Here is an 8,047-nt window from a genome sequence, read left to right as displayed (position 1 = left end):
TCCTCGCGCTCTCCCCCGCGACACCCCGGCGCCCGGGTGTTTTCCCGGCCCCGCACCCCCCCCGGGGGGGGGGCGCGGGGGCGGGGGGGGGCGGGGGCGGGGGGGGGGGGGGCGCCGGGGGGGGGGCCCCCCGAGGGTCAGCGGGAGCGCTTCGCCAGCCGCTCGACGTCGAGGAGGATCACCGCGCGGGCCTCCAGACGCAGCCAGCCGCGGCCCGCGAAGTCGGCGAGGGCCTTGTTGACCGTCTCGCGGGAGGCGCCCACCAGCTGGGCCAGCTCCTCCTGCGTCAGGTCGTGGACGACGTGGATGCCCTCCTCGGACTGCACGCCGAAGCGGCGCGACAGGTCCAGCAGGGCGCGGGCGACCCGGCCGGGGACGTCCGAGAAGACCAGGTCGGACATCTGGTCGTTGGTCTTGCGCAGGCGCCGGGCGACGGCGCGCAGCAGGGCGGTGGCCACCTCGGGCCGGGCGTTCAGCCACGGCTGGAGGTCGCCGTGGCCCAGACCGAGGAGCTTGACCTCGGTGAGGGCGGAGGCGGTGGCGGTACGCGGGCCCGGGTCGAAGAGCGACAGCTCACCGATCAGCTCGCCGGGGCCGAGGACGGCGAGCATGTTCTCGCGGCCGTCCGGGGAGGTGCGGTGCAGCTTCACCTTGCCCTCGGTGACCACGTACAGGCGGTCGCCGGGGTCCCCTTCGTGGAACAGGGCGTCGCCGCGAGCGAGCGTGACCTCTCCCATCGAGGCGCGCAGCTCCGCCGCCTGCTCATCGTCGAGCGCCGCGAAGAGCGGTGCGCGCCGCAGAACGTCGTCCACGAGATCTCTCCTTGTCGACATGCTCCGGGGGACTGTGGTCCCCATCATGCCGGAATGCAAAACAGTGCGATCAATCACAAGTTTGCCGGACCGATGGCCCAAGCCCTACGCCAGGGGGCCGATCGGAGTGGTGAAAACCGGTGATCGAGTCGGATGTCGGTGGGTGGTCGTACTCTGGCCGAGTGTCCAACACGCCGGTGAGAGCACGGGACGAGGGGGCTGAGCGAGTGACCGCCGAACGCGATTCCGCTTTGGGCGAACGGCGGTCGGCGAACGCCCCGGAAGCGAACGTAAGCACCAAATCGTCGGCCCCGTCGAGGTCCGCGCGGACGGCGCGGACCCCCGGTGCGGCGCGCACCACGAGGCGCCCGGTGGCGGACCCGGTACGGAAGTCGGCGCGACGCAAGTCGGTACGGAAGAGGGCCGCGTGAAACACACCCCAGCGAAGACGACGGAAGAGGCCGCACCCCCGGCCGGGCGGAACGGCGCGGAGGTGGCCACGTCGAGGGCGGCGATCAAGAAGGCGGCCCCGAAGAAGGCCGCGGCGAAGAAGACCGTGGCCGAGAAGACCGCGGCGAAGAAGACCGTGACCAAGAAGGCGACGGCGAAGACGACGGCCACCAAGACGACGACGGCCACCAAGAAGACCGCCGCGAAGGCTCCCGCCCGGAAGCCGGAGTCGCGGGTCGCGCTGGTGCGGCGGGCCCGGCGGATCAACCGTGAGCTGGCCGAGCTGTATCCGTACGCCCACCCGGAGCTGGACTTCACCAACCCGTTCGAGCTGCTGGTTGCGACGGTTCTCTCCGCGCAGACCACGGACCTGCGGGTCAACCAGACCACCCCGGCGCTCTTCGCCGCCTGCCCCACCCCGGAGGACATGGCGGCGATGGACCCGGAGCGGCTGGAGGAGCTGATCCGGCCGACGGGCTTCTTCCGGGCCAAGGCACGGTCGCTGCTCGGCCTGTCGGCGGCGCTGCGGGACCGCTTCGGCGGAGAGGTGCCCGGCCGCCTGGAGGACCTGGTCACGCTGCCGGGTGTCGGCCGCAAGACCGCCAACGTCGTCCTCGGCAACGCCTTCGGCGTCCCCGGAATCACCGTCGACACCCACTTCGGCCGTCTGGCGCGCCGCTTCGGCTGGACTGCCCAGGAGGACCCGGAGAAGGTCGAGGCGGACGTCGCCGCGCTCTTCCCCAAGAGCGAGTGGACGATGCTCTCGCACCGCGTCGTCTTCCACGGCCGCCGCGTCTGCCACTCCCGCAAGCCCGCCTGCGGCGCCTGCGGCATCGCCCCGCTCTGCCCGTCGTACGGCGAGGGCGAGACCGACCCGGAGAAGGCGAAGAAGCTGCTCAAGTACGAGCTGGGCGGGCAGCCGGGGCAGCGGCTCAACCCACCCGCCGGATATCCCGGCAGGCCCGCGCCCCCGCTGGGGGCCCCGGCTGCATGACACCGGCCACGGCCGCACCGGCGGTACGGGCCGCACCGGCCCCGGAGGCGGGCCGCGACGGCCCGCGCCGGGCGCCGCACACCGAACCAGGGCCTTGAGGGGGCGCGTATGACGAGTGCACGGGAGCAGTACGGCGAGCGGACCGGCGACCGGCGGGCCGAGGTGGGGTGGCCCGCCGGGGGAGCGGCGCCGCAGAGCGACCCGACACCGCCCGGTGACGGTCCGGAGGGGACGGCCGGGCCTGGCGCGCCGCCCGCCACCGCCGGTGCGTCGCCCGCCGCGCCGCAGGCCCCGGGCGCCGGGCGGCTCCCGCAGGCGCCGGTGAGCACCGAGGGGCTGCCGGAGTGGCTGGACCCGGTGGTCCGTGCGGCCGAGACCGTCGAACCGCACCAGCTCAGCCGCTTCCTGCCGCCCGAGAACGGCGGCCGCCAGTCCGCGGTGCTGGTCCTCTTCGGGCAGGGCGCCCGCGGCCCCGAGCTGCTGCTGATGGAGCGCGCCGGGACGCTGCGCTCGCACGCCGGGCAGCCCTCGTTCCCCGGGGGCGCGCTCGATCCGGAGGACGGGGACCCGGAGGGCAGCGGTCCGGTGCGGGCCGCGCTGCGGGAGGCGCAGGAGGAGACCGGGCTCGACCCGGCGGGCGTGCAGGTCTTCGGCGTGCTGCCGCGGCTCTACATCCCCGTCAGCGGCTTCGTGGTGACGCCGGTGCTCGGCTGGTGGCGCGAGCCCAGCCCGGTCGGCGCGGTCGACGAGGCGGAGACGGCGCGGGTGTTCACGGTTCCCGTGGCGGATCTCACGGACCCGGCCCACCGGGTGACGGCCCGCCACCCGCGGGGGCACACCGGTCCGGCGTTCCTCGTCGAGTCGGCCCTGGTCTGGGGTTTCACCGCCGGGGTCATCGACCGCCTCCTGCACTTCGCGGGTTGGGAGATTCCGTGGGACCGCACGAAGCAGGTCCCGCTCGACCGGAGCGCGTGAGACGGTGTCCGGCGTGAACGTCCTGGACATCCTGTTGCTGGTCACCGCCGTGTGGTTCGCGATCGTCGGCTATCGGCAAGGCTTCGTCGTCGGCATCCTGTCCGTGCTCGGCTTCCTCGGCGGTGGCCTGATCGCGGTCTACGTACTCCCCGTCATCTGGAACGAGGTTACCGACGACGCCACCCCCGACACCTTCGCGGCCATCGCCGCCGTCGCCATCGTCATCATCTGTGCCTCGGTCGGGCAGGCGCTCACCACCCATCTGGGCAACAAGCTGCGCCGCCACATCACATGGTCACCGGCGCGGGCGCTGGACGCCACCGGCGGCGCGCTCGTCAACGTCGTGGCGATGCTGCTGGTGGCCTGGCTGATCGGTTCGGCGCTGGCCGGTACGTCGCTGCCGACGCTCGGCAAGGAGGTCCGCAACTCCAAGGTGCTGCTGGGCGTCTCGCGGGTGATGCCGCCGCAGGCGACGACGTGGTTCACGGACTTCTCCTCGGTGCTCGCGCAGAACGGCTTCCCGCAGGTCTTCTCGCCGTTCTCCAACGAGCCGATCACCTCCGTCCCGGCGCCCGACGCGCGGCTGGCGCACAGCCCCGTCGCGGGCCGCGCCCGGCAGAGCGTCGTCAAGGTCGTCGGCACGGCGCCCAGCTGCGGCAAGGTCCTGGAGGGCAGCGGTTTCGTCTTCGCGCCGCACCGCGTGATGACCAACGCCCACGTCGTCGGCGGCGTCTCCGAACCGACCGTGCAGGTGGGCGGCGAGGGCGCCACGTACGACGCCAAGGTCGTGCTCTACGACTGGGAGCGCGACATCGCGGTCCTCGACGTACCGGCGCTGCGGGCGCCCGCGCTGACGTTCGCCGGTACCGACGCGGAGAGCGGCCGCAGCGCCATCGTCGCCGGGTTCCCCGAGAACGGCGGCTACGACGTCCGCGCGGCCCGCATCCGCGGCCGCATTCAGGCCAACGGTCCGGACATCTACCACCGGGGCACGGTCGCCCGCGATGTGTACTCCCTGTACGCGACGGTGCGGCAGGGCAACTCCGGCGGCCCGCTGCTCACCCCGCAGGGCGACGTCTACGGCGTGGTGTTCGCCAAATCCCTCGACGACGCCCAGACCGGCTACGCGCTCACCGCCGACGAGGTCCGCCAGGACGCCGTCAAGGGGCGGAAGGCCACCCGGCCGGTCGACAGCGAGGGCTGCGCGATCTGAGCCCGGAAGGCGGCGGGTACCGGCGGAGGCTCCGCGCGGTGCCCGCCGTCGGCGTTTCAGCCGCGGGGATGGCGCAGGCGCGCGCTCATCCACCGCGCTCTGCGGCGCAGGATGCGCGGGATGCCCATCGGGTGCGCGGAGTCCGGGTGCGGGGGACCCGCGGGCCCGCCGGCCCGGAGGTCGGGGGTGCCCCTGTCCCGCGTACCCACGGCAGCGGCACTGCTGCGGCGGTTGCGTGCCACGTCACGGTAGTCGTGCGTCCAGCCCATACCCTCGACTCTGCCCGTGGCCCGAGGTCCGTAACCGCCGGGCGGCCCGCCAATCGGCCTATGCGCCAGGCACGTGGCCGCCGGTCCCCGCCGCGTTCGCCGGGCCGTCCCCGAGGCGCGGGGCGGGCTCTGTCAGCGGTCCGGCTCGGGGTCCTGGAGCCAGTTGACCAGCTCCGCGGAGAACGCCACCGGGTCCTCCTCGTGGGGGAAGTGGCCGAGCCCGTCGAAGAGCCGCCAGCGGTACGGGGCCTCGACGTACGCGCCGGAACCCGCGGCGGTGCGGGTGTGCATCACCGGGTCGAGCGAGCCGTGCAGATGCAGCGTCGGGACGCGTACCGGCAGCTTCATCCGCCGGTTGAACTGGAGGCCGTCGGGCCGGGCCAGCGAGCGGACCATCCAGCGGTACGGCTCGATGGAGCAGTGCGCCGTCGAGGGGATGCCCATGGCCCGCCGGTAGACGGTGACGGCGTCCTCGTCCGGGGGCTGCGGGCCCGACCAGTCGTGGAGCATCTCGCCGACCCGGGCGGCGTCGTCGGCGACCAGCGCCCGCTCGGGCAGCCACGGCCGCTGGAAGCTCCAGATGTGGGCGCTGCGCCTGGTCTGCCGGGCGTCGGCGAGCATGGCGCGGCGCCACAGCCGCGGGTGCGGCATCGAGGCGACGGCGAGGCGGCGCACCAGCTTCGGCCGCATCACCGCCGCCGTCCACGCGAGGTAGCCGCCCAGGTCGTGGCCGACGAGCGCGGCGTCCGGCTCGCCCAGGGAGCGGATGACGCCGGTGACGTCGAGGGCGAGGTTGGCCGGGTCGTAGCCGCGCGGGGTGCGGTCGCTGCCGCCGACGCCGCGCAGGTCCATCGCGACGGCCCGGTAGCCCGCCTCGGCGAGCACCGGCAGCTGGTGCCGCCAGGTCCACCAGAACTGCGGGAAGCCGTGCAGCAGCAGCACCAGCGGGCCGTCGCCCATCTCCGCGATGTGGAAACGGGCGCCGTTCGCCGCGACGTCCCGGTGCGTCCAGGGACCGTCGGGCCGTACGACCGGTGCGGTGCTGTCGGGGACCGTCATGCCGAGGTGCGTGTCACGGACTCCAGGACCGGGTGGTCCGCGGGCTCCGGGCGCGGGTGCGGCTTGGCCTTCTGGAGGACGGCCGCGGTCTGCTTGGCGGAGGCGATCGACTTCTCCGGCTTCTTGATCTTCTTCACCTTGGCGAGGGCGATCAGGGCCAGCAGGAGCGCGATGACGATGAAGGCGCCGCCGACGATCAGGAAGGACCAGGCAAGACCGAGGCCGAGGTTGTGGATGCCGTACGCCGCGGCGAAGCTCAGCACCGGGAGGGCGAAGAGCACCAGCACCCCGGCGACGATGAAGGCGGCGCCGCCGATGCCCGCCCGCTTCGCGTCCAGTCGCAGCTCGGCCTTTGCCAGTGCGATCTCGTCGTGCACGAGTGCGGACAACTCGGCGGTGGCCGTCGCCACCAACTGGCCGAGGCTGCGGTCTGCGCCGTCGTCGGCTGAACTCATCGCCGTCTCCCTTATGTCTGCTGCGTAGGCAAAGCCTCTCAGATCATGCCGGACCATCGTCCCCGGCGTCGGCGCCGGTGGCCACTTCGGCAAGCCGCCGGTGTTCCGCGGCCTGCGCCTCCAGCAGCGCGGCCATCCGCAGGTGGTACGCGGGGTCGCCCTCCTCGTAGATGTCGGGGATGCCGTCGTGGTCCTCGTCGCGCTCCTCCTCGTCGCAGAGCGCGCGGTACTTGTTGTTGCGGAGTTTGAGGAGGACGGTGGCGCAGACCGCGGCGATCAGCGAGCCGAGCAGGACCGACGCCTTGATCTCGTCGGTGAGCGCCGGATCGCCGGCGAAGGCGAGTTCGCCGATGAGCAGGGAGACGGTGAAGCCGATTCCGGCGAGGGTGGCGACGGCGAAGAGGTCGGGCCACTTGAGGCCGGAGTTGAGCCGGACGCGGGTGAAGCGGGCGGTCAGCCACGTACCGCCGAAGATGCCGAGGGTCTTGCCGACGACGAGACCGAGGACCACGCCGAGGGTTTCGGGGCGGGTGAAGACCTCGCGGACGGCGCCGCCGGAGACGGACACCCCGGCGGAGAAGAGCGCGAAGAGCGGCACGGCCAGGCCCGCGGAGAGCGGGCGGACCAGGTGCTCGATGTGCTCGCCGGGGGAGTGGGTCTCGCCGTCCCGCGGGGTGCAGCGCAGCATCAGGCCCATCGCGACGCCCGCGATCGTGGCGTGCACCCCGCTGTTCTCCATCAGCGCCCAGATGACGACGCCCAGCGGCACGTAGACGTACCAGCCGCGGACGCCCTTGCGCAGCAGGAGGTGGAAGACGAGCAGGCCGACGACGGCCAGGCCGAGCGCCAGGAAGTTGATCTGCGAGGTGAAGAAGACCGCGATGATCAGGATGGCGAAGAGGTCGTCGACGACGGCGAGGGTGAGCAGGAAGGCGCGCAGCGCGGACGGCAGGGACGTGCCGATGACGGCGAGGACGGCCAGCGCGAAGGCGATGTCGGTGGCGGTGGGGACCGCCCAGCCGTCGAGCGACCCGCCCCCGATGCCGTTGACCACGAGGTCGACGATCGCGGGCATCGCCATGCCGCAGAGTGCGGCGATCACCGGGAGCGCGGCCGCCTTGGGGTCGCGCAGCTCCCCGGCGACGAGTTCGCGCTTCAGCTCGATACCGGCGACGAAGAAGAAGAGGGCGAGCAGGCCGTTGGCCGCCCAGTGCTGGAGAGAGAGGTCGAGGCCGAGGGAGGCGGGTCCGAGGTGGAGGCCGCGGACCGCCTCGTAGCTGTCGCCGAAGACGTTGGCCCAGATCAGGGCGGTGACGGCGGCGACGAGGAGGAGGACGCCGCCGACGGTCTCGGTGCGGAGCGCGTCGGTGAGGAAGTTCCGCTCCGGCAACGGCAGGCGGCCGAGAAAGGCGGGGCGGCGGTTTCGGGGGGCGCTCACGGGGGGTGACCTCCGGATTTCGGCAGCTGAGTACGGCTGTAGCAGTTGCCGACCAGACTTCCCGGCGCACCCTGAGATCCTGGCGTTTCCTTGACGCCGCTCTTACTGTACCGGGCGGGTGCAATCCCCTGCAGGTCTTTCCTCACTTTACGGACATGACGCCACTTTACGGACGTGACGTTTACGGACATGACGCCGGGTGGGCCTGTGGGCCGGTGGGCGCCTGGGCCCGGGTCGGAGGCGAGCAGGGACGGCAGCTCCGGCGGGCCCGGCAGGCCCCGGGAACGCGCGGGGGGGGGGGGGCGGGGGGCGGCGCGCGGGCCCGCGCGGCCCGGGGGGGCGGGGCGGGGCGCGGGGGCTCGCGCGCGTCGTCGGGCGCGCG

8 protein-coding genes are annotated in these 8,047 nt (G+C 73.3%); 3 read left to right on the top strand and 5 right to left on the bottom strand.

Features of this window, described 5'->3' with window-relative positions:
- Positions 1-137 precede the first annotated feature (137 nt).
- Positions 138-812, bottom strand: coding sequence for a Crp/Fnr family transcriptional regulator (locus ACFWWQ_RS12345; protein WP_006604164.1), 675 nt, complete (start codon positions 810-812; stop codon positions 138-140).
- A gap of 427 nt (positions 813-1,239) precedes the next feature.
- On the opposite strand from ACFWWQ_RS12345, the gene nth reads away from it, so the two are divergent.
- The 3 genes from nth (at position 1,240) to ACFWWQ_RS12330 (ending at position 4,444) form a co-directional block, all read left to right on the top strand.
- Positions 1,240-2,256 carry an endonuclease III gene (nth, locus tag ACFWWQ_RS12340; protein ID WP_384594309.1) on the top strand — a complete coding sequence of 339 codons (1,017 nt, stop codon included), beginning with the start codon at positions 1,240-1,242 and terminating at the stop codon, positions 2,254-2,256.
- 321 nt (positions 2,257-2,577) lie between these two features.
- Entirely contained in the window at positions 2,578-3,231 is a 654-nt protein-coding gene (locus ACFWWQ_RS12335) for an NUDIX hydrolase (protein ID WP_384594415.1), read from the top strand.
- A 13-nt stretch (positions 3,232-3,244) separates the two neighbouring features.
- The gene (locus tag ACFWWQ_RS12330) at positions 3,245-4,444 is read left to right on the top strand and encodes a MarP family serine protease (protein WP_384594306.1); all 1,200 of its coding nucleotides are present in this window, start codon (positions 3,245-3,247) and stop codon (positions 4,442-4,444) included.
- 56 nt (positions 4,445-4,500) lie between these two features.
- On the opposite strand, the gene ACFWWQ_RS12325 is transcribed toward ACFWWQ_RS12330, so the two are convergent.
- The 4 genes from ACFWWQ_RS12325 to nhaA all read right to left on the bottom strand — a co-directional run bounded on the left by ACFWWQ_RS12325 (position 4,501) and on the right by nhaA (position 7,665).
- Positions 4,501-4,713 (bottom strand): hypothetical protein, encoded by a 213-nt coding sequence (locus tag ACFWWQ_RS12325; RefSeq protein ID WP_384594303.1) that lies wholly within the window; start codon positions 4,711-4,713, stop codon positions 4,501-4,503.
- 132 nt (positions 4,714-4,845) lie between these two features.
- Positions 4,846-5,772 (bottom strand): alpha/beta fold hydrolase, encoded by a 927-nt coding sequence (locus ACFWWQ_RS12320; RefSeq protein WP_384594301.1) that lies wholly within the window; start codon positions 5,770-5,772, stop codon positions 4,846-4,848.
- Positions 5,769-6,227, bottom strand: coding sequence for a phage holin family protein (locus ACFWWQ_RS12315; protein ID WP_384594298.1), 459 nt, complete (start codon positions 6,225-6,227; stop codon positions 5,769-5,771). Before ACFWWQ_RS12315 ends, ACFWWQ_RS12320 begins: the two co-directional genes overlap by 4 nt.
- 43 nt (positions 6,228-6,270) lie before the next feature.
- The gene (nhaA, locus tag ACFWWQ_RS12310; protein WP_384594295.1) at positions 6,271-7,665 is read right to left on the bottom strand and encodes a Na+/H+ antiporter NhaA; all 1,395 of its coding nucleotides are present in this window, start codon (positions 7,663-7,665) and stop codon (positions 6,271-6,273) included.
- Between the last annotated feature and the right edge of the window lie 382 nt (positions 7,666-8,047).

Source organism: Streptomyces sp. NPDC059080 (assembly GCF_042739975.1).
Lineage (GTDB): Bacteria > Actinomycetota > Actinomycetes > Streptomycetales > Streptomycetaceae > Streptomyces > Streptomyces benahoarensis.
This window is presented reverse-complemented; position numbering and strand designations above follow the sequence as displayed.